Source organism: Pacificoceanicola niger, from assembly GCF_048553275.1.
Classification (GTDB): Bacteria; Pseudomonadota; Alphaproteobacteria; order Rhodobacterales; family Rhodobacteraceae; genus Pacificoceanicola.
On sequence record NZ_JBLZMW010000016.1, the window covers coordinates 101,938 to 120,495 of the forward strand.

An 18,558-nucleotide genomic window follows, 5' to 3' on the forward strand; every position below is an offset into this window, starting at 1 on the left:
ACCCGTGAAAAAGAACCCGCTCAAGGCAATCTGGGCCGAAGGTCGCCCCGTGCTGCACGGATGGCTGTCCATCGGCAGCCCCTTCGTGGCCGAAATCATGGCTGAACAAGGGTATGACGCCATCAGCATCGACGGTCAGCATGGAGCGCTCGATTATAGCGATATCTTGCCGATGTTGCAGGCCATGCGCGCCAGTGGCGTGACACTTGGCGCGCGTGTGCCGTGGCTTGATCCTGCGGCGATCATGAAGATGCTGGACGCCGGCGTCTATCAGGTCATCTGTCCGATGATCAACACGCCGGAGCAGGCTGCGGAATTCATCAGTTACATGCGCTATCCGCCGGTCGGGAACCGCAGTTTCGGCCCGACACGCGCGGTCTATGCACAGGGCAGCGGGATCGCGCAGCAGGCGAATGACGAGGTGATCGCCTGGGCCATGGTCGAGACCAAGGAAGCCATGTCCAACCTTGACGCCATCGCGGCAACGCCGGGGCTCGACGGGATCTATGTTGGCCCAGCCGACCTGAGTTTCTCCCTCTCCGATGGCAGGCTGGCCCCCGGTTTCGACCGCGAAGAGCCCGAAATGATCGCCGCGCTCCAGCGTATCGCGGACACCTGCAAGGCGCATGGCAAGAAGGCCGCGCTGCATTGCGGCACACCCGACTACGCGGCGCGTGCGGTCAGCTGGGGGTACCACATGACCACGGTGTCCGGCGATGCGCGCATTCTGGCTTCCGGCGCGGCAGCGCAGGTCAAGGCCTTCCACGCGGCCTGCAAGGCGGGTGCCGGGGGCGAATTGGACGGCGAGGAGTGATGCACCCGCCTGGTCCGTCGGCGCTGAGCAAGTGAAAGACAGGCGGTTGCAGGTCGCTTCTCTCCGCCGATGGTCTGACGGGCGTTGATCGCCTGTCTTTCCGACGTGCCGGTTTGCGGGTTCAGAGCCCTGTGGAGACCATACGCGCCTCGTCCGCCGCGCGGGGGGCGGGGGCCGTGCCGGGATGAAGCGCAACCTGTAACCGAATGTATTTCCATAGGGCTGGATTATCGCAACGATCAGGTAATGCAATTTTACCTGATCGTTTTCTTTTGATAGATTCTAAACAGCAGATTCGATGGGGTAGAGAGCGGCTTCTAAGACGCGTTCGTTTTCAGAAGCTTATCTGGCCTCCACGACAAAAAGCCCGTCAACGGACGAGCTTTCTTGCACTATTGGCGTCGGGCAAAGCCCGGCGCCCGGATCACAGAGAGGAACGGAGAACACAATGGACGGAAATGATGGTGGCAAATGCCCGGTTATGCACGGGAAACCGCTTGCGACGAACTTTGGTGTGCGTGGCAACCGCGATTGGTGGCCGAACCAGCTCAACCTGAAAATTCTGGCGCAGAACACCCCCGCGACGACGCCGCTGGGCGAAGATTTCAACTACAGCGAGGCGTTCAAGACGCTCGACCTCGACGCGGTCAAGCAGGATCTATACGCGCTGATGACCGACAGCCAGGAGTGGTGGCCCGCCGACTATGGCCATTATGGTCCGTTCTTCATCCGCATGGCCTGGCACAGTGCCGGGACCTATCGCACGGCTGATGGCCGTGGCGGTGGCTCCACCGGAAACCAGCGCTTTGCGCCGCTGAACTCCTGGCCCGACAACGGCAACCTCGACAAGGCCCGCCGCTTGCTGTGGCCGGTGAAAAAGAAGTACGGCAACGCGTTGAGCTGGGCCGACCTGTTCATCCTCGCGGGCAACTGCGCTATCGAGTCGATGGGCGGTCGCACGTTTGGTTTCGGCGGCGGTCGGGCGGATATCTTCGAGCCCGAAGAAGACATCTACTGGGGCTCCGAAGCGGAGTGGCTTGCGACTTCCGACTCCGAGGGAAGCCGGTACACCGGTGACCGCGAACTGGAAAACCCGCTGGCCGCCGTGCAGATGGGTCTCATCTACGTCAACCCCGAAGGTCCGGACGGCAACCCCGATCCGCTCGCCTCGGCCAAGGACATCCGCGAAACCTTCGCAAGGATGGCCATGAACGATGAAGAAACCGTTGCGCTGACCGCTGGCGGACACACCTTCGGCAAGGCACATGGGGCAGGCGACGCCGGTCTCGTCGGGTCCGAGCCCGAAGCGGGCGCCATGGAAGACATGGGCTTTGGCTGGAAGAACGCCTTTGAATCCGGGCGCGGTGTGCACACCACGACCTCCGGCATCGAAGGTCCGTGGACGGCGAACCCGATCAAGTGGGACAATGGCTATTTTGATCTGCTGTTCGGCTATGAGTGGGAGCTGGTCAAATCCCCGGCTGGCGCGTGGCAGTGGCACCCCAAGGACCTCAAGGACGAGGATCACGCCCCACAGGTCGACGGTTCGGGCGAAAAGGTCACACCCATGATGACAACCGCCGACATGGCGATGCGCATGGATCCGGAATACGGCAAGATTTCCAAGCGCTTCCATGAAGACCCGGAGGCGTTTGCCGAGGCTTTTGCCCGCGCGTGGTTCAAACTGACCCACCGCGACATGGGTCCGAAGGTTTGCTATCTGGGCAAAGAGGTTCCGGATGAGGATCTGATCTGGCAGGACCCGATCCCTGCGGTCGATCACCCGCTGATTGACGCGTCTGACATCGCTGATCTGAAAGAGAAAATCCTTGCCAGCGATGTTTCCGAGTCGGAACTGATCAAGACCGCATGGGCCTCCGCCTCCACCTTCCGGGGGTCCGATCGCCGGGGTGGCGCGAATGGTGCGCGCATCCGTCTTGCCCCGCAGAAAGGCTGGGATGTCAACGAGCCCGACATGCTCTCAGGGGTTCTGAAGACACTCGAAGGCATCCAGTCCGACTTTAACGGCGCGGCCTCCGGTGGCAAGAAGGTCTCCCTCGCCGATCTGATCGTGCTCGGCGGCTCCGCAGCGGTCGAACAGGCGGCCAAGGCGGGCGGCTTAGACATCGAGGTTCCCTTCACTCCGGGCCGCATGGACGCCTCTGAAGAGCAGACCGACGCCGAAAGCTTCGAACCACTGGAGCCGAAGGCCGACGGCTTCCGCAACTACCTCGCGGGCGAATTTTCCGTTGCCGCAGAAGAGCTTATGATCGACCGGGCGCAGCTTCTGACGCTCTCTGCGCCGGAAATGACTGTCCTGGTTGGTGGGTTGCGGGTGCTTGGGGCGAATCATGGGAATCTGGCCCATGGGGTGCTCACGGACCGTAAGGGTACGCTTTCCCACGACTTTTTCCGCAATCTCATGGATATGAATACGGAATGGAAGCCGATGGGCGATGGCGTTTATGAAGGGCGCGACCGGAGCACCGGTGAGGTCGTCGGCACCGGGACGCGCTGTGATCTGGTGTTCGGCTCCAACTCGCAATTGCGGGCGATTGCAGAGGTTTACGCGCAGGACGACGCGGGCGAGAAGTTCGCGAAGGACTTCGTGAAAGCCTGGGTCAAGGTGATGAACGCGGATCGCTTCGACCTCGCTTAAGGCACCGCTCTTAACCAATCATAGCCGCGTCCGGGGCCCCCCGGGCGCGGCTTTTTAATGCAGCGAGCGCTGCGTTAAACCCCGGGCAGTCCCGCTCTGGCACGGTGATATGGTACAAAATGCGCCGGGTTCAGTACAAAATGCAGCCCCTCGCGCGGACCCCGTGGGGCCCCGGATCAGGACTTTGGTACGATTCTCGGCGTGTTTGGTACAAAACTCGAACCAGGACAAAGAGAACACGCCATGCACAGCCACTTTCGCAAAATGACCGTCTCACAGTTTCGTCAGGAGGCGGGGAAATCCATGAGTTGGGTCGAGCGGCAGGGCGGCCACCTCTGGCTGACCCGCCACGGCACCCCCGTCGCCGCCGTGATCCCGTTCCACGAAATGAAAGTGCTCGACGCGGTGCTGGGCAAGTCGGAGACCAGCCATGTGGCGCAGGTGGAGCGGGACTACCACCGCTTTCGCGCGGCCAAGGTGGTGCAGGAGGCAGAGGAAATTGCGCGCATGGTGGAGGGCAAGCTTGTGGGCGGCGATGACGCCACGGCGCGCAAACAACGGATGCTCGATCAGGGGCGCGACCCGTGGAAAGACGACCCGGTGCTGATCACAGCGCGCCCGCATCGCCCGGCGTTGCAATTTGCGACGCGGGAGGAAACCGGACAGCCGGACGACACGGGCGCGTGAGCCCCCTTGCAGAGCCGTCCGATGAAGCGCAGGCTGCGCGCCATCTGAAGTAAATGGACTTGCGCAGTCTTGCGCGGGTCACGAAGAGAGGAGGCGGCATGCGTGATCTTTTTGCGGACCTATGGCACCGGATGAACCCGGCGGAACCGGAGGCGTTTTATCTGGTGAAATTCGCGCTGGCGCTGGCCGCGATCATCGTCCTGGGCTGGGCAATCGGGCATGGGTGGTTTTAAAGGAAGGGGGTAAAGGCGGCGGAAGCGGTGCAGCGGCTTCTGGAGGGGAAGGGCGCCGGGGGCGCTGAGGAGAGCAAGTTGTAAATGATTTCACGGGCGCACGATCCTTTGTGAGACGATCTCGCGCGGGAGATGGACGGATTTAAAGTGAGACTGAGAGATTGATCACTCTCTTTAGTTGAAAGTATACTCTAGATGACTGGAACACAGATCGGAGTTCTTTTTAAATACACGGAAAGGTCCGGCCTATCGGCCGCCGATTAACTGTGTTGTCAACGTAGAGAAAAGAAACGAAACCAAAAAGCCTGCTGCGGCGTCACTTCCGATCTCTCGAAAAATGTCGTCAGTTTTTTGGCTGCAAAGATCGGATATTCCTCTAACGCTAAGGTACTTTGAAGCGCCTCCAACGTTTAAAGTGTAGTCTAATGCTCTGGTGATTGCCCCACTTTCCATTTCCACTGCAGCAAACGTCTTGGTTGCCGCCAGAATTCTCACTCGACGAGCCCTACTATTAAGAACGTACTCCCATGACAGTACATCACCGCGTTTAACAGGAACGTCCCAATCACGTGTTATGCGATCAGGATCGAAAAATTCTACGTCTTCTTTTACCTTCGACCGTTCAGTTTTCTTCCAGTTTGTTACGCCCTCAGCCCATCTAACTCTAAGGTCTGGATTTGAATCCAGCGGGGTGTAGTTTGGTCTTCCATGTTTTTTTGAATGAATAAAGTCATCCAGAGCATCACTCAAAGGCCCGTTTAAAACGTAAATAAAGTGGTCTTTCTCACGCATTTTCTCGTGAAGAGGCTGGTTCGGATCGATGTAGATTTTGTCAAATCCTTGCCAGATAACTTTTTTTGATACTACAACGCTGCCAAGTGGTGAGGTCTGTGGATCCAAGCTTCCGCCAATTCCGCAAAATGCTACTAGATCTGCGGGGAAAACAGGAAATACTCTCATAGCTTCTATACCAGCAAGCCCGTTTCCAGCACCGTGAAGGCACTTTATAAACACACCGATTAGCTCGCCTGTAGCATTCTTGAAGCACCAGTAGTCGCCGCGCAAAAATGTATCAGTTTTTAACTTTTGGGCGCCAATATTTACTAGATGTCGTTCTAAGCTCTCATGTTCTGGGTCATGTAGCGCCGTGAAAATTACTACTCTAATATCGAACGCAGGCAGATCGTTGACTCTTTTTCTACGTTCGTTCGCCTTCTGGCGCAAATTGTCTTCCATATTATTGAGGCTCGAATGTTATGTTTCCAAGAGACGGGTTGGAGGAAAACTCTAGAGATTCTATTCGAAAGGTTCCTGCAATTTCGTCAAATTCGGACGTCCTGCATTGCTCATAAAACTGGTGTATATCGGAGTCCTTGATTGTGACAAAGTCGACAATTAGGCATCCGTCAAAGAGCTTAAGGAAATAAAGATTAGTTCCGTACTTCGCGCTAATAAAATTCCGAAAACCAACTGCGTTACGTACAGCAGTTTTGCTGTATGGAAAATCGAATCGAATTCGTACTTTGGGATGCTGGTTGCCGCTCTCCAAATATGGGGCGAGCATCGAGTCAGTCTCTGTCGACAAGTTCTCAATTAACCGTAGAAATTCAATTTTTCTACTAGATCGAAAAAGCTTTGCCATCACGTTGCCTAGATGTTGTGCCCTCGCATCTGTTTGTGCCACATCTAGGCCGTCTTTCAAAGTTATTTTTCTCTAAGATATTCCCTTCTGAAAATTCGTTGCAAAAAAAATCAGCTGTCCATCTTGAGCGCCGAGATGAACGCCTCCTGCGGGATGTCGACTTTGCCGAATTGGCGCATCTTCTTCTTGCCGGCCTTCTGCTTTTCCAGAAGTTTCTTCTTCCGGGTGGCGTCGCCGCCGTAGCATTTGGCGGTCACGTCCTTGCGCAGGGCGGAGAGGGTTTCGCGGGCGATGACTTTGCCGCCGATGGCCGCCTGGATCGGGATCTTGAACATGTGGCGGGGGATCAGCTCCTTGAGCTTTTCGCACATGGCGCGGCCACGCATTTCGGCGCGGTCCCGGTGGACCATCATGGAGAGGGCGTCGACCGGCTCGTCGTTGACGAGGATCGACATTTTGACGAGGTTGTCCTCGCGGTAGCCTTCGAGTTGATAGTCGAAGCTGGCGTACCCCTTCGTTACGGATTTGAGCCTGTCGTAGAAGTCGAAGACCACTTCGTTGAGCGGCAGGTCGTAGACGGCCATGGCGCGCCCGCCCACATAGGTCAGGTCAAGCTGGATGCCGCGGCGGTCCTGGCAGAGTTTGAGCACGTCGCCGAGGTAGTCGTCGGGCACCATGATGGTGGCCTTGATGCGCGGCTCTTCGATGTGGTCGATGGTCGACGGGTCGGGCATGTCGGCGGGATTGTGCAGGTCCTGCTGTTCGCCGTCGCGCATGTGGACGTGGTAGATCACGGAGGGCGCTGTGGTGATCAGGTCGATGTCGTATTCGCGGTCGATGCGGTCGCGGATCACTTCGAGGTGCAGCAGGCCGAGGAAGCCGCACCGGAAGCCAAAGCCGAGGGCGGCGGAGGTTTCCATCTCGTAGGAGAAGGAGGCGTCGTTGAGGGCGAGTTTCTCGATGGCGTCGCGCAGATCTTCGAATTCGTTGGAATCGACCGGGAACAGACCACAGAAGACCACCGGCTGCGACGGTTTAAAACCAGGGAGGGGCGTTTCGCAGCCCTTCTTCTCGGTGGTGATGGTGTCGCCGACCTTGGTATCGCGGACCTGTTTGATGGAGCCGGTAAAGAAGCCGATCTCGCCGGGGCCGAGTTCCTTCACGTCCTGCATGGCGGGGCGGAAGACGCCGAGTTTGTCGACGCCGTATTTGCCGCCGGTGCGCATCATCTTGATGTTGTCGCCCTTGCGGATGGTGCCGTCCATGACTCGGATCAGGACGACCACGCCGAGGTAGGGGTCGTACCAGCTGTCGACGAGCATGGCCTTGAGCGGGGCGTCCGGGTCACCGCCGTGGGGCGGGGGCAGGCGGGTGACGATCGCCTCCAGAACGTCGGGAATGCCGAGGCCGGTCTTGGCGGAGATCAGGCAGGCGTTGGAGGCGTCGATGCCGATGACGTCCTCGATCTGTTCGGCCACGCGCTCGGGTTCGGCGGCGGGCAGGTCGACCTTGTTGAGGACGGGGACGATCTCGTGGTCGGCCTCGATGGCGGTGTAGACGTTGGCAAGGGTCTGCGCCTCGACACCCTGGGAGGCATCGACGACCAGCAGGGAGCCCTCGACCGCGCGCATGGAGCGGGAGACCTCGTAGGCAAAGTCCACGTGTCCGGGCGTGTCGATCAGGTTGAGCACATAAAGCTCGCCGTCCTTGGCGATATACTCGATGCGGACGGTGTTGGCCTTGATGGTGATCCCGCGTTCTCGCTCGATGTCCATGCTGTCGAGCAGCTGAGCCTTCATGTCCCGTTCGGACACGGTGTTCGTGGACTGGATCAGCCGGTCGGCCAGGGTGGACTTCCCGTGGTCGATGTGGGCAACAATGGAGAAATTGCGGATGTGGGACAGGGGTGTGCTCATGCCTTGCGATATGCTGTGGATTGGGGGTTTGGTCAAGGTCTGATGATGCCCGCCAAGGGCGGCAAAAGGACCAGTGGACCTTTTGAAACGCAGACAGGCGAAGCCAAAGTGCCGGTGGCACTTCGACCACGGCAGAGCTTTGGTTGGTCTCACACGTTGATGGCGATAAGCTGTTCTGGAGTGGCGGTTTATGAAGGCGGGAAATGGAGTTGGAAAAACGTCAGGTTCGCGAGCTTGTTTTGCGCAAGTTTGGTGGTTTCTCAGACGACGGCAGTGCAGTCGAGGAGCCGTTTTCGTCACTTGACGATATGGCGATTGTTTCCCTACGCGCAGCGCTGAGAAAACTCCCGGATATTTCTCCGAGTTCGCGTCCGGCAGAGGAACTTGTGACTTTGGAGGGACAAAGTGCTTTTCTACCAAGTGCACGGGCACTTATCTCGGCTTGGACAGTTATCCAGTTCGACCACGACGATAGTTTGACGTCGGCTGCTCTGCAGGCCGCATTTGGAGCAGGAGCCTTCAGCAAATTTGCTGCAACCACTGCAGCGACCGTTACGGCGCAGTTCGCGGCTCATACGGCGGTACTGCCAGATCGCACTGCTCGGATGCAAGCCTATGTTTCATTGCTGGATTGGTTAAGCCCTGAAGAGCTTCGGCAGGTTGTTTCTGATTGCGACGAAGTTGACTTCTTGTCGCCCAACAATATCGGCCTCAATGACTACCATCTTTGGAATCTGCGCGATCGCGATTGGGAGGCCTCGCTGAAAAGCCCTCTTTTGGCATTACGCAAAACTGAGTACTGTGTTTTTTGGTATCGTTGGTTCGAAGGTTTCATGCGAGGAGAGCCGCTGGACTGGGAGCTGCAGCGGCGGGTGGCGTTGATTGACGATGCCATTTGGCAAGCGGGCGCAGAAGCGGTTGCCGACGAGATTGCGCGGATCGAAGTGGACTGGCGGGCGGAGCGGGCGGCGAATGCCAATCGTGCCCCGGAGTTCGAGCCGGATAATGTCGCTTTTCTCTTTGATTATCCCAAGAGCGTGGTGGCGCAGGTCTCCGTGGCGTCCACGGCCATTGTGCACAATTTCGAGGTGTTCCGACGGGAAACCGGGCTGAACCAGACGCCGGAGGTCCTGGAGCCGTTGGAGGCGATCCCGGCGTCGCTGTCCCGCATTGGCGATATTCTCGCCTCACAGGCGCGAAGCGATGCCAGCGAGCAGGCGATGCGTGAGGAAATCGGGCGGCTTGGTGCGCGGGTGGCGGAGCTTGAGCGCGCGTTGGCCGAGGCCAACACCCGTATCCGGGACCTTGAAGGGCAGTCGTGGAAGCGCATTGCAGCCATGACGGTGGGAGGGGCAAACCTGTTCGGGGTTCTCGCCGCTGCGGTCTGGACCGTCTCCGGCGATGATATCGGCGCTCGAAAACGGCTTGAGACTTTGCTCGAATACCGCGACACGCTGTTCGGTGGCGCGGGCGACGCTGTCGATTGTGTTCCCGTGGGCGTGCCGATGACAGATCCGGTCGAGGTGTGAACCGCCCCGCCGCTCACCAAATCCCGAATTGATCCCTCCCGCGATTTGCGGCATGATCGCAAGCGAGGGCAGACAAGCCGAACAGACGGGAAAACCCGCGCGGCGTGAAGCGATGAGACAGGTATAATGAAGACAGTTGGATTGCTGATGGTGGCCGTTCTGGGCCTTGCCGCCTGTGGCGGGGGGGACCGGATGAAGCGCAATTACGGCGGGGCGGTGATCAGCCGCGCGCCGACGGTGAGCTTTGCCAGCGGGCCGATTTCGCGGGCCTGTCTGAGCTCTGGCCGGTCGGCGGCGAACGCGCGGCTTTGCGGGTGCATTCAAGGGGTTGCGAACCGGGATCTGTCCAGCTCGGATCAACGCACGGCGGTCAAATTCTTTTCCGACCCGCATCATGCGCAGGAGGTCCGGCAGTCGGACAATCCCGGAAATGAAGCCTTTTGGAAACGCTACAAGGCCTTTGCCGCCCGCGCGGAGCAGACCTGTCAGGGGCTGTGATCCTTCATGAATTGACCACGCGCGGCAGCGGCGGGCGCGGCAGGCGGGCCTCTGCGGTGAGGGCGTGGCCGGTCATGCCTTCGGCGTGGGAGATGGTGGCGGTGGCCCTTGCGAGGTCCGGCAGGGCCGCGTCGGTCACCCGCTGATAGGTGACGGTTTTCAGGAATTTATGGACCGAGAGGCCGCCGGTGTGCCGCGCGGCGCCGGAGGTGGGCAGGACGTGGTTCGGCCCTGATGCCTTGTCGCCGAAGGCCACGGTGGTGTTCTCCCCAAGGAACAGCGAGCCATAGGCCGTGAGGCGGTCCCGCCACCACGGCAGATCGGCGGCCTGCACGTGCAGGTGTTCGGGCGCGTAGCGGTCGGCGGTGCGGGCCATCTCCTCGCGGTCCGCGCAAAGGAGGATCTCTCCCATGGCGTCCCAGGCGGTGCGCGCGGCGGTGCGGTTCGGCTCGGGCAGCAAGGCAAGGGTTTGCGGGATGGCCTGCAGGGTTTGCCGGGCTGTGTCCGCGTCGTCGGTGATCAGCCAGCAGGGCGAGGTGGGGCCGTGTTCGGCCTGTCCGATCAGGTCGAGCGCGAGGCGCTGCGGATCGGCGGTCTGGTCGGCGAGGATGGCGATGTCGGTGGGACCGGCGATCATGTCGATGCCGGTGGGGCCGAAGAGTTGCCGTTTGGCTTCAGCCACATAGGCGTTTCCGGGGCCGCAGAGGATATCCGCCTCCGGCGTCCCGAAGAGGCCGAAGGCCATGGCAGCGACGGCCTGCACCCCGCCGATGGCGAGGATGGTGTCGGCCCCTGCGAGGCGCATGGCGTAGAGCGTGGCGGGGTCGATGCCGCCCTCTCGGGGCGGCGCGCAGGCGGTGATGTGGCGAACCCCGGCGGCCTTGGCGGTGGCGATGGTCATGAGCGCGGAGGCGATATGCGCGTAGCGCCCGCCGGGGACGTAGCAGCCGGCCGCGCTGACGGGGATGACCTTCTGGCCCGCGATGAGGCCGGGGCGCAGGGCGGTTTCGAATTCGGTGAGCGAGGCGCGCTGGGCCTTGGCAAAGGCACGGATGTTGTCATGCGCGTAGTGCAGCGCCTCCTTGAGGGCCGGGGGAATTTTGGTTTCGGCGGCCGTGATGTCGTGCTGCGGCACCGGAATGGGGCGGGTCCAGCCGTCGAGTGTCCGGGCGTAGTCCTGCGCGGTGGCTTCGCCGCCGGCTCTGATCCGGGCGAGCATGATCTGGACGGTGTCGCGGATGTCGCCCAGAGCCTCGGGGGGCAGGCCGGGGGCGGATTTGATTGTGCGGGGCATGGGAGAAATCCTTGACGGGGGCGGGTCAGTTTCGGAAAACGCAAAGGTAGCCGGAGCCGGGAGAGGGCGTGCGATGCTGATGAAAGGCGTGACCCTGCGCGGGCTGGAGGTTTTCGAGGCGCTGGCGGCGAGCGGATCGGTGGCGGGCGCGTCGGAGGCCACCGGGCTGAGCCAGCCCGCGGTGAGCCAGCAGATGCGCAACCTGGAGACGGCTTTGGGCGCCGACCTGGTGGATCATGCCCGCAGGCCGATGCAGCTGACCCCGGCGGGGCGGGCCTTTCTGGAGCGGACGCGCAGCGTGCTGGCGCAGTTGCGGCTGGCGCAGAACGAGCTGACGGTGATGGACTTGACGCATCTGAGCCAGCTCAGCCTCGGGGTGATCGACGATTTCGACAATGACCTGACGCCGCGGTTGGTGACGCTTTTGGCGGAGAGCATGACGCGGTGCCGGTTCCGCCTGCTGACCGCCCCGAGCCATCAGATCGTGGAGGAGATGAAGGCCCGGCGTTTGCATCTGGCCATTGCGGCCGCGCCGAGCGGGGCGGTGGACGGGGTGGTCGAATACCCGCTGGTGCGCGATCCGTTCATATTTGTATGCCCGAAAGGGATGAGGGACGAAAAAGGCAGCCTTGACAGCGTGATGCGGGATCTGCCGCTGCTGCGTCACGACCGCGATCTGCTGATCGGAAAGCAGGTGGAAGCGCAGTTGGCACGGCACAAGCTGCGCTTTGCCGAGCGCTTCGAGATCGGCGCGCACCTGTCCTTGATGACACTTGTGGCACGCGGCGTCGGCTGGACGATCACCACGCCGCTGGGCTACATGCGCGCGGCGCGGTTCCACGACCGTATGGAAGTGCACCCGCTGCCTTTCAGCCCGTTTTCGCGCAGCATTTCGCTGCTGGCTTCGACCGATTGGGCCGATGAGGTGCCGCGGGATGTGGCGCGCACGGCGCGGATGCTGATCCGGGAAATGGTGGTGATGCCCGCGCTGGAGCGGTTGCCGTGGCTGGACGGCGATCTGCGTATTCTGGAGGGCTAGGCGGGGCATGCGGCGGCTCAGGTTCCGGGGGGCTGCGGAACAGGGTGCGGCTTTGTCGCCGTCTCGCAAGGGGCCGCCGCGCTGTTTTCGGAAAGGCGGCGGCGAGTTTTCGAAAAATCGAAGATGCGGCGAGCGCTGCTCTGTTTCTGAGCAGGGCCAGCGCGCCGGCTTCGATGGCGGGCTTGGCAGGGGGCCGCAAAACTCCGGCGACGATTGGCGAGCGACATGGAAACCCCACCCCGGCGCGGCCTTCTGGCGTTGATCGCTGTCTGCCGTGTCAAGCGCGCTCATCCCGGCAACATCGGGCCTGCGACGGCGGTATTCAGCGGCCTGTCAGACGTCCATGGTCAGGAAGGCGCGGACCGAGGCTTCGAAATCGCGCGGCTTTTCCGCGTGCAGCCAATGGCCCGCACCGGGCAGTTTGGCAAAGCGCGCCTTGGGAAAGAGGGTCCGGATCGCGGGGCGATGCTCGGGCAGGACATAGGTGCTCTCGCCCCCGGAGAGGAACAACGTCGGACCGTCGAACGTGCCGTCAATCGCGGGGAAAGACAGGATTTTCGGCATCTCTGCGGCCAGCACATCGAGGTTCAGCTTCCAGCGCCGTTCCTTGAGGTCCAGCGATTGGGTGAAGAAGCTCTGCAGCGTCTTGTCCGGGACCGAGCGGGCCAGTTGCTCCGAGGCATCCGACCGCTTTTCGACCCGGGCAAGATCCACGCCGCGCATGGCGTCGATATACTGCATCTGGCTGTGGCTGTAGGCGACCGGTGCGATATCGGCGACGATCAGGCGGTTGACCAGCGCAGGCCGGGTCAGCGCCAGCGCCATGGCGGCCTTGCCCCCCATGGAATGGCCAACCACATCGGCGCGCCCGCCGTGGGCTTCGATCACCTCGGCCAGATCGTCCGCGAGATCGGGATAGCCGTGGCTCTCCGAGCGAAAGCTGTCGCCGTGGTTGCGCATGTCGGGGGCTATGACCTGCCGTTCGTCGGACAGGCGTTTGGCAATCACTCCCCAGTTGCGCCCCGAGCCGAAAAGCCCGTGGACGATCAGCAGGGGAGGGGCGTCGGTGGCGGAGCCGGTGATCAGGGTGTTGAGCATGTGTCCTTTTTGCGCCTTCTGACGCGGGCTTCAAGGGAGGGGGGGCGGCGAGAGGTGTCTTTCCCTCAAGAGCCCGGAGACCGCTGCAGGGGCGGCGGGTGGGTCAGTCGTCCATCGCGACGTCGACACCGAGCCAGCCGGGAAGATGTCCGATGTCGGGCAGGACCACATCCGCATGGGGGGCCAGCGCCGAGGCGCGGGCGGGGCCGGTGAGCACCCCGACTGTCTTCATGCCCGCCGCGCGGCCCGCGATCAGGTCGTGGGTGCTGTCGCCGACCATGACGCAGCGCTCCGGCGCGTGGCCGGTGGCGTCCGAGAAGGCGAGGAGCGGCGCGGGCGAGGGTTTGGCGCCAAAGCCGCTGTCGAACCCGGCGATGAAATCGAAAAGCGGGGCGATCCCGGCGGTGTCGAGGTGCGCGCGGGCCGCCTCTTCGGTGTCATTGGTCATCAACCCGAGTGCGAAGCCCTGCGTCTTGAGGGCTGTGAAGAACGCGGGAAGCGGCACCGTGGGTGCCAGCGGCGCGTCCTTGGCCAGGTCCGTCAGCAGCGCCTCGATCTGCGGCAGGCTGTGATCGGGCAGGGCGGCGGAGAGGCATTCGGCGGCTTCGCGGTTGGTCCCGGCGATGACCGGGCTGCTGGGGGCGAAGCTCTGGCTGTCGAGATCGAAGTGCGTGGCCCGGGCCAGGGTCGCCCTGCGGTCCGGATCGCCATCCGAGAGATGGTCGATGACCGAAATGGCCCAGGTGTTCCAGGTGTCCCCGAAATGAAAGAGGGTGCCGTCCTTGTCGAAGAGCAGCGCGGAGACGGCGCGTTGCGTCATGTCCAATGCACCATGTCTCCTCCGGGTAGAAGTGCGCGCGCGCGCATCAATCTATCGTAGGGCAGCGATTCCGCGTCGCAGAAAGCGATCACCCATTCATCATTCATTAACAGAAAGTCGAGAACCGATCCCTGGAAGGCGGGATCTTCGAGATTCTGGCGAAAATCGCTGATATTTGCGCCGGTTGAGCCCAAAAACACCGGTAAAAGCTCATCATTGCCCGCAAGCCAGGCCACGGCTTGCAGTCCGATCATGTCGGCGGTTTCTCGCTCTGCATTCATTTTGATCAATTTCCGAAAGGGTTTCTTAACCAATGTGGAGCAAATCTGACACTGCGGAAAGGTACAAGCGCAAGGGGCGTTTTTGTTAGGATGAATTGAATGACAGGACGAATTCTGGTTGTCGATGCGGTTCCGACAAACCGCATTATCCTGCGGGTCAAGCTTTCTGCCGCCTTTTATGAGGTGTCGCAGGCCGCCAGCGGTCAAGCGGCGCTGAAAATGTTCCGCAAGGCCCGGCCAGACGTTGTCATCGCAGCAGCCAGCCTGCCGGACATGTCGGGGCGCGCCCTGATCGAGAAGATTCGCACCCTGGCGGGCGACATGCGGCTGCCGGTGGTGCTCATGCATGACAGCAACGATGTGAACGAGCGGCTGATGTCGCTGGCGGCGGGGGCGGACGATGTTCTGTCCAAGCCGCTGGACGAGCTGGTGATGCTGGCGCGGCTGCGCTCGCTGCTGAGGGCGCGTGATGCGGAGGCCGAGCTGCAGTTGCGCGACGACACCCGCAGGGCGCTCGGGCTGCGCGAGCAGGCAAGCGAATTCGAGACGCCGGGGCTGGTGCGGATGATCTCTGCCGGGACGGGCACCGCGCTGCGCCGTCTTCAGGTCGAGCTGCATCACCGGATGCGCGACACCATCGAGCTTTGCCCCATGGACGAGGCACAGAAGATCATGGGCCCGGTGCCCGATGTCTTTGTCATCGTCGAAGGCGAGACCGGCGAGGGCGAGGGGCTCAAGCTGCTGCCGCAGATCCGGTCCAACCGCACGCTGCGCCATTCGGCGCTGATCTACGTGGCACAGCCCGAGCAGCGCAAGGAGGCGGCGGCGGCGTTGGACATGGGGGCGAACGACCTTCTGGCCACCGGACCGGACCCCGAAGAGCTGAGTCTGCGTCTCAAGAAGCAGATCGCCCGCAAGCGCACCAATGACCGGTTGCGGGCCAATATGCAGGACGGGCTGCGCGCGGCCGTCTGCGATCCGCTGACCGGGCTGTACAACCGGCGCTATGCCATGCCGCATTTGCAGCGGCTGGCCGAGCGGGCGGATACGCAGGGGCGCGATTACGGGCTGCTGCTGCTGGATCTCGATCACTTCAAGATGGTCAATGACACGTTCGGCCATGCCGCCGGAGACGCGGTGTTGCAGGAGGTGTCCAAGCGCCTGCTCGACAATCTGCGCGCCGCCGATCTCGTGGCGCGTTATGGCGGGGAAGAGTTCCTGGTGGCGATGCCGGACACCTCGCGCGAGCAGGCGCAGCGCACGGCGGAGCGGCTGTGCCGGGTGATGGCGGATCGGCCGATCATCCTGCCGACCGGAGAGACGCTGACCGTGACGCTGAGCATCGGCGTGGCGATCGGACGGTCCGGTCATGGCGACGAGCCGATGCAATTGATCGAAGGCGCGGATCAGGCGCTCTATGCGGCCAAGAACAAGGGGCGCAACACGCTTGTCATGGCCGATACGGTGACGGTTTTGTCAAAGCGTACGCGCTCCACGCCGGGGCGGAGCTTTCCCGGTCCGAATACCGGCGGCGGTGGCGGCGCGCTGGGCTGGACAGAGCCGAGGGATGTAAAGAGCGGCGGCTGATCCGCCTGGTTTCGTGGCGCTGGTGATGTGTTCAGTCCTCGCAACCCGACCGGGTGTGAGGATTTTGTTTCCGGGGCGGCGGAATCCGGCGCCCGCGCTCCCGGTCCGGCGAGGCGATCAGCGCTGTTTGTCCGAATGCCAGCGGTTGCGGCGCTCCTGCAGATGGTCGATTTCGCGCGCCAGCCGTGCGGCATAGGCGGCGCGTGCCTCGGGGGTGAGTGAGGCGAGGTAGGCGTTCAGCACCTGCTGCCCCACCTGCTGCCGCTCCGTGGCGCGGGCGCTCTGGCGATCGAGGATTGCCATCATCGCCGCGCTGTCGAAGCGGTCGGCGCGCAGCACCGCGAGGGCATCGCGATAATCCTGAATGAGATCCTGACGATCCTTGCCGTGCTGATCGCGCCGCTCGGAGAAATCGCGCTTCAGATCGCGCCAGACCGCGCGCCGCTGATCTGCGTCGAGCGCCCGGGTGTAGGGCATGACATAATCTGCGCCGCCGCGTTCGGGGCCACGCGGGGGCGCGCCCCGCAGCATGAGGCCGACGGCAAGGCCGATGACCGCGAGATTGAGGGCGAGCGACACGAAAAGCAGCGCCCGCAGCCAGCGGCGTTTGCCCGTCGGCCTGTCCGGTCCGGTGCCGCCATCGGCGGGCTGCTTTGGATCATCCATCATGTGATCAGCCTTCCATCATCGCAAGGTCAAAGCCTGACATCGGTTCGACGCCGTAGCTGTCAAGCCCGGCCGCATCCAGACCGAGATAGCCGCTGAGGCTCGCCGGTGGGCTGATGCCGATCCAGAGACCCACCGCGCAGGCGCTGACCAGGCCCGCGGCACCGGGCCAGCCGCCGAAGGTATGCAGAAGCTGGCGCAGCAGCCCGGGCGCGGGGGCGGGCGGCGCGCGGCGGGGCGCGGGCATGACTGCCACGGCCTGCGCCTCGATCCGGGCCATGAAATCACCGGACGGCAAAGGGGCGTCGGCCTTCGCGGCCTCGAAGAAATCATCGAGCCCGGCAGCATCGCTCCACAGCTTGTCATCCTTGCGCTTCGTCATCGTCCTCAAACCCCAATTCATCGCGCCGCCCCGAGAGCAGCGCCTCCAGCATCCGTTTGCCGCGCGCGGTGAGACTTTCCACCGCGCGCGGGCCTATGTCCATGATCTGCGCGATCTCGGGGTTCGAAAGCCCCTCGATGTGACGCAGGATGACCGCCTGGCGCTGGCGGTCCGGCAGCTGATCGAGCGCGCCTTGCAGCGCCTGCGCGCGGGCGCGGCTCTGCATGGCCGCTGCCGCCGAGGGTGTTTCGTCCACCGGCTCGGGAATGGCGTCGAGCGCCGGTCCGCCGTGCCGCCTGCGCAGGCGGTCGATGCACAGGTTGGCGGTGACCCGGTAGAGCCAGGTGGTCACCTGCGCCTCGCCCGCGCGCCAGTCCGGCGCGATGCGCCAGAGCTTGAGCAATGCGTCCTGGGCCACGTCCTCGGCCTCGGCGCGGTCGCCGCCAAGCATCCGCAGCGCATGGGCAAAAACCCGGGGGCCGAGACGCGCAGTCAAGGCGCGGGCCGCCATGGCATCGCCCGCCGCATAGGCCGCGAGCAGCGCGTCGTCGCTCAGATCGCTCATGGCGTCATAGGGCATCGGGTCCATTCCATCGCGCTACCGCGCCCGGAGGCGCGGCGCAAGATTGGCTTTGCGCCGGCCGGACGCGCCCGCCGCGCCGGTGCATGGGTGGCATCGGCGGGAACGGGCGGGCGGTCCGGCCCTGCGGGCGGTTACTGCATCCACCAGGGCGCGCGGTCGCCCCCGCCCATACGGCCATGGCCGCGCTCGCCGCCATGGTCTTTGTCGTGGCCGTTCCAGCGGCTGTGCTGACGCTCTCCGCCATCGCCGCGCTTTCCGCCCCAGTGGCGCATTTTCGATTGCGCGGACTGGATTTCTTCGAGGCTCACGGCACCGTCTTCATCGGCGTCGAGCTTCTTGAGCATACGGTCCTGGCCCGGGCCCATCGCCGCCGCTTCTTCTGCGCTGATCTTGCCGTCCTGGTCGGTGTCCATGCGCTTGAGCATGGCATCGGCGCGGGCAGCCTTGCGGGCGGCTTCGCGCTCGGCGCGGGCCTTGTCTGCATAGGCGCTCATTTCTTCGGCGGAGAGAAAGCCGTCCTTGTCGGTATCGGCCGCGGTGAAGCGGGCCTGCTTGAAGGCGTCGATTTCCGCAGGTGTGATCTTGCCGTCGCCGTCGGTATCGACCTGTGCGAACCATGTTTCCATCATGGCGCCGCGCATGCCGGAGCCGCGCTCCATGTCGCCGCCACGGGCCTGTGCCATGCCAGCCGTGCCCAGGATCAGGACCAGCGCACCGGTCACTACAGTCTTTGCGGTCTTCATCGTCATCTTTCAGGTTCCTTCCTGCTCGCGTTTTCGCGGATTGAAAGACATCCCGTTCGGGCGTCCATGCAGGCTTACACGCGCCAG

At 62.6% G+C, this 18,558-nt stretch carries 18 protein-coding genes; 8 read left to right on the plus strand and 10 right to left on the minus strand.

The window, feature by feature from the left end; translation table 11 throughout:
• Positions 1-4 precede the first annotated feature (4 nt).
• From ACN2XU_RS18500 to ACN2XU_RS18515, 4 genes are all read left to right on the plus strand, one after another.
• On the plus strand, positions 5-814 hold the full coding sequence (locus ACN2XU_RS18500) for an HpcH/HpaI aldolase family protein (protein ID WP_419411948.1): 810 nt from the start codon (positions 5-7) through the stop codon (positions 812-814).
• Between the two features lie 448 nt (positions 815-1,262).
• On the plus strand, positions 1,263-3,473 hold the full coding sequence (gene katG / locus ACN2XU_RS18505) for a catalase/peroxidase HPI (protein ID WP_419411949.1): 2,211 nt from the start codon (positions 1,263-1,265) through the stop codon (positions 3,471-3,473).
• A 303-nt stretch (positions 3,474-3,776) separates the two neighbouring features.
• Complete coding sequence (locus ACN2XU_RS18510; RefSeq protein WP_419411950.1) at positions 3,777-4,160, plus strand: hypothetical protein; 384 nt, start codon at positions 3,777-3,779, stop codon at positions 4,158-4,160.
• A gap of 98 nt (positions 4,161-4,258) precedes the next feature.
• Positions 4,259-4,393: a hypothetical protein gene (locus ACN2XU_RS18515; RefSeq protein ID WP_419411951.1), complete on the plus strand. Its 135-nt coding sequence runs from the start codon at positions 4,259-4,261 to the stop codon at positions 4,391-4,393.
• Between the two features lie 246 nt (positions 4,394-4,639).
• On the opposite strand, the gene ACN2XU_RS18520 is transcribed toward ACN2XU_RS18515, so the two are convergent.
• Positions 4,640-5,629 (minus strand): phosphorylase family protein, encoded by a 990-nt coding sequence (locus tag ACN2XU_RS18520; protein ID WP_419411952.1) that lies wholly within the window; start codon positions 5,627-5,629, stop codon positions 4,640-4,642.
• Positions 5,630-6,145: 516 nt separating this feature from the next.
• On the minus strand, positions 6,146-7,951 hold the full coding sequence (gene lepA, locus ACN2XU_RS18525; RefSeq protein ID WP_419411953.1) for a translation elongation factor 4: 1,806 nt from the start codon (positions 7,949-7,951) through the stop codon (positions 6,146-6,148).
• Between the two features lie 209 nt (positions 7,952-8,160).
• On the opposite strand from lepA, the gene ACN2XU_RS18530 reads away from it, so the two are divergent.
• Complete coding sequence (locus ACN2XU_RS18530) at positions 8,161-9,480, plus strand: hypothetical protein (RefSeq protein WP_419411954.1); 1,320 nt, start codon at positions 8,161-8,163, stop codon at positions 9,478-9,480.
• A 126-nt stretch (positions 9,481-9,606) separates the two neighbouring features.
• Complete coding sequence (locus tag ACN2XU_RS18535; RefSeq protein ID WP_419411955.1) at positions 9,607-9,978, plus strand: arginine transporter; 372 nt, start codon at positions 9,607-9,609, stop codon at positions 9,976-9,978.
• Between the two features lie 4 nt (positions 9,979-9,982).
• Here ACN2XU_RS18535 and hisD read toward each other — a convergent pair whose 3' ends face one another.
• Complete coding sequence (gene hisD / locus ACN2XU_RS18540) at positions 9,983-11,272, minus strand: histidinol dehydrogenase (protein ID WP_419411956.1); 1,290 nt, start codon at positions 11,270-11,272, stop codon at positions 9,983-9,985.
• 73 nt (positions 11,273-11,345) lie between these two features.
• On the opposite strand from hisD, the gene ACN2XU_RS18545 reads away from it, so the two are divergent.
• Positions 11,346-12,311, plus strand: coding sequence for a LysR family transcriptional regulator (locus ACN2XU_RS18545; RefSeq protein WP_419411957.1), 966 nt, complete (start codon positions 11,346-11,348; stop codon positions 12,309-12,311).
• A gap of 333 nt (positions 12,312-12,644) precedes the next feature.
• On the opposite strand, the gene ACN2XU_RS18550 is transcribed toward ACN2XU_RS18545, so the two are convergent.
• The 3 genes from ACN2XU_RS18550 to ACN2XU_RS18560 all read right to left on the minus strand — a co-directional run bounded on the left by ACN2XU_RS18550 (position 12,645) and on the right by ACN2XU_RS18560 (position 14,510).
• On the minus strand, positions 12,645-13,409 hold the full coding sequence (locus ACN2XU_RS18550; RefSeq protein ID WP_419411958.1) for an alpha/beta fold hydrolase: 765 nt from the start codon (positions 13,407-13,409) through the stop codon (positions 12,645-12,647).
• A 103-nt stretch (positions 13,410-13,512) separates the two neighbouring features.
• Positions 13,513-14,229 (minus strand): HAD family hydrolase, encoded by a 717-nt coding sequence (locus ACN2XU_RS18555; RefSeq protein WP_419411959.1) that lies wholly within the window; start codon positions 14,227-14,229, stop codon positions 13,513-13,515.
• A complete protein-coding gene (locus tag ACN2XU_RS18560; RefSeq protein ID WP_419411960.1) occupies positions 14,226-14,510 on the minus strand; it encodes a DUF3572 domain-containing protein in 285 nt (94 codons plus the stop codon). The genes ACN2XU_RS18555 and ACN2XU_RS18560 overlap by 4 nt, the downstream gene beginning before the upstream one ends.
• Positions 14,511-14,609: 99 nt before the next feature.
• Here ACN2XU_RS18560 and ACN2XU_RS18565 point away from each other — a divergent pair, with 99 nt between their 5' ends.
• Positions 14,610-16,097: a diguanylate cyclase gene (locus ACN2XU_RS18565; RefSeq protein WP_419411961.1), complete on the plus strand. Its 1,488-nt coding sequence runs from the start codon at positions 14,610-14,612 to the stop codon at positions 16,095-16,097.
• 117 nt (positions 16,098-16,214) lie between these two features.
• On the opposite strand, the gene ACN2XU_RS18570 is transcribed toward ACN2XU_RS18565, so the two are convergent.
• The 4 genes from ACN2XU_RS18570 to ACN2XU_RS18585 form a co-directional block, all read right to left on the minus strand.
• Positions 16,215-16,766 (minus strand): periplasmic heavy metal sensor, encoded by a 552-nt coding sequence (locus tag ACN2XU_RS18570; RefSeq protein WP_419411962.1) that lies wholly within the window; start codon positions 16,764-16,766, stop codon positions 16,215-16,217.
• A gap of 4 nt (positions 16,767-16,770) precedes the next feature.
• Positions 16,771-17,145, minus strand: coding sequence for a hypothetical protein (locus ACN2XU_RS18575; RefSeq protein WP_419411963.1), 375 nt, complete (start codon positions 17,143-17,145; stop codon positions 16,771-16,773).
• On the minus strand, positions 17,126-17,725 hold the full coding sequence (locus tag ACN2XU_RS18580) for an RNA polymerase sigma factor (RefSeq protein ID WP_419411964.1): 600 nt from the start codon (positions 17,723-17,725) through the stop codon (positions 17,126-17,128). The genes ACN2XU_RS18575 and ACN2XU_RS18580 overlap by 20 nt, the downstream gene beginning before the upstream one ends.
• Before the next feature lie 134 nt (positions 17,726-17,859).
• Entirely contained in the window at positions 17,860-18,477 is a 618-nt protein-coding gene (locus ACN2XU_RS18585) for an EF-hand domain-containing protein (protein WP_419411965.1), read from the minus strand.
• Between the last annotated feature and the right edge of the window lie 81 nt (positions 18,478-18,558).